Raw genomic sequence first — 1,671 nt, 5'->3', positions numbered from 1 at the left:
CCCCCTCGGTCAGGATAGATGTCGTCCAAGTCGCGTAGGATTCTAAAACGGAATCCGAGAGGGGGCACAGGAGCGATCGATGCGTTATGCGAAGGAACGGAAGGAAGCGGTACTGAAGAAGATGCTTCCGCCGACCAATCGAACGGTGCCGGCGTTGGCCGCCGAGGAAGGCATCCCGGTGGCCACGCTGTACAACTGGCGCAAGGCGGCGCGGGCCGAGGGGCGTCTGCTGCCGGACGGCGAGACGACGCCGCAGGGCTGGGGCTCGGCGGACAAGTTCGCCGCGGTAATGGAGACGGCGGCCCTCAACGAGGCCGATTTGTCCGCCTACTGCCGGGAGCGTGGCCTCTACCCGGCACAGATCCACCAGTGGCGTGAGGCCTGCGAGCAGGCCAATGACTGGGATCGCCGCCAGAACCAACGTCTCAAGAGCGCCCGGAAAGCCGACGAGAAGCAACTCCGGACGTTGCGCCGCGAGCTCGATCAGAAGGAGAAGGCGCTGGCCGAGACGGCCGCCCTGCTGGTGCTGCGAAAAAAAGCCGAGGCGATCTGGGGGGACGGAGGGGACGCATGATCAGCGCCCCGGATCGCCGCGAGACCGTCAAGCTGATCGACGAGGCCGTCGATGCCGGAACCACCGCCCGTCGTGCCTGTGAGGAAGTCGGTCTGAGTCATCGGACCTACCAGCGATGGACCCGGGGCGGTGACGTCCGGGTGGACCAGCGCCCCGAGATCGACCGCGACGCCCCGTCGAACAAACTCACGCCGCAGGAACGCCAGGACGTCCTCGCCACCTGCAACGCCGAGGCGTATGCCAGCCTGCCGCCGTCACAGATCGTCCCGGCACTGGCCGACGAGGGGATCTATATCGCCTCGGAGTCGAGCTTCTACCGCGTCCTCCGGGAGGCCGGACAGCTTTACCACCGAGGCAAGGCTCGGGCGCCGAGCCGGCGCAGCAAGCCTGCGGCCTACCGGGCCCGCCGTCCCAACGAGGTGTGGAGTTGGGATATTACCTACCTGGCCAGCACGCTCCTCGGGCGGTTCTACCGGCTCTACCTGGTGATGGACATCTACAGCCGCAAGATCGTCGGCTGGGAGGTCCACGAGACGGAGACCGCCGAGCATGCCTCGACGCTGCTCCAGAAGGCTAGCCTGGCCGAGGGCGTGCGGCAACGGGACCTGGTGCTGCACTCGGACAACGGCTCGCCGATGAAGGGCGCCACCATGCTGGCGACGCTCCAACGACTCGGTGTTGTGCCCTCGTTCAGCCGGCCGTCGGTGAGCAACGACAACCCTTACTCGGAGAGCCTGTTCGGGACCCTGAAATACACACCGGCCTATCCGTCCGGGCCCTTTGCCAGCCTCGAGGCGGCCCGGGAGTGGGTGCATGGCTTCGTGCACTGGTACAACCGGACCCACCGCCACAGCGCCATTCGGTTCGTCACGCCCGCCGAACGGCACGCCGGACAGGATGCGGCCATCCTCGCCCAGCGCAAGGCGGTCTACGAGGCCGCCCGGCGCCGCCGCCCCGAACGGTGGAGCGGCAAGACGAGAGCCTGGTCGCCGATCGGCGAGGTCTGGCTCAACCCGGACCCGCCGGCGGCGGAACCCGCCCAGGAAATGAGAGGCCGGGCAGCCTAGAAATCACGACATCTTTCTTGACAAACGTCG

1 protein-coding gene is annotated in these 1,671 nt (G+C 67.1%); it reads left to right on the top strand.

Annotation, left to right across the window (positions count from 1 at the left end):
* The first annotated feature begins 79 nt into the window (after positions 1-79).
* A protein-coding gene (locus tag ABGV18_RS11415) for an IS3 family transposase (protein WP_396582856.1) occupies positions 80-1,641 on the top strand; the annotation gives its coding sequence in 2 pieces (ribosomal slippage) (positions 80-542 and positions 542-1,641; 1,563 coding nt in all).
* The last annotated feature ends 30 nt before the right edge of the window (positions 1,642-1,671 follow it).

Source organism: Guyparkeria halopsychrophila (assembly GCF_044582135.1).
Lineage (GTDB): Bacteria > Pseudomonadota > Gammaproteobacteria > Halothiobacillales > Halothiobacillaceae > Guyparkeria.
The sequence above is the reverse complement of the archived record's forward strand: the minus strand, read 5'-3'. Positions and strand labels throughout refer to the sequence as shown.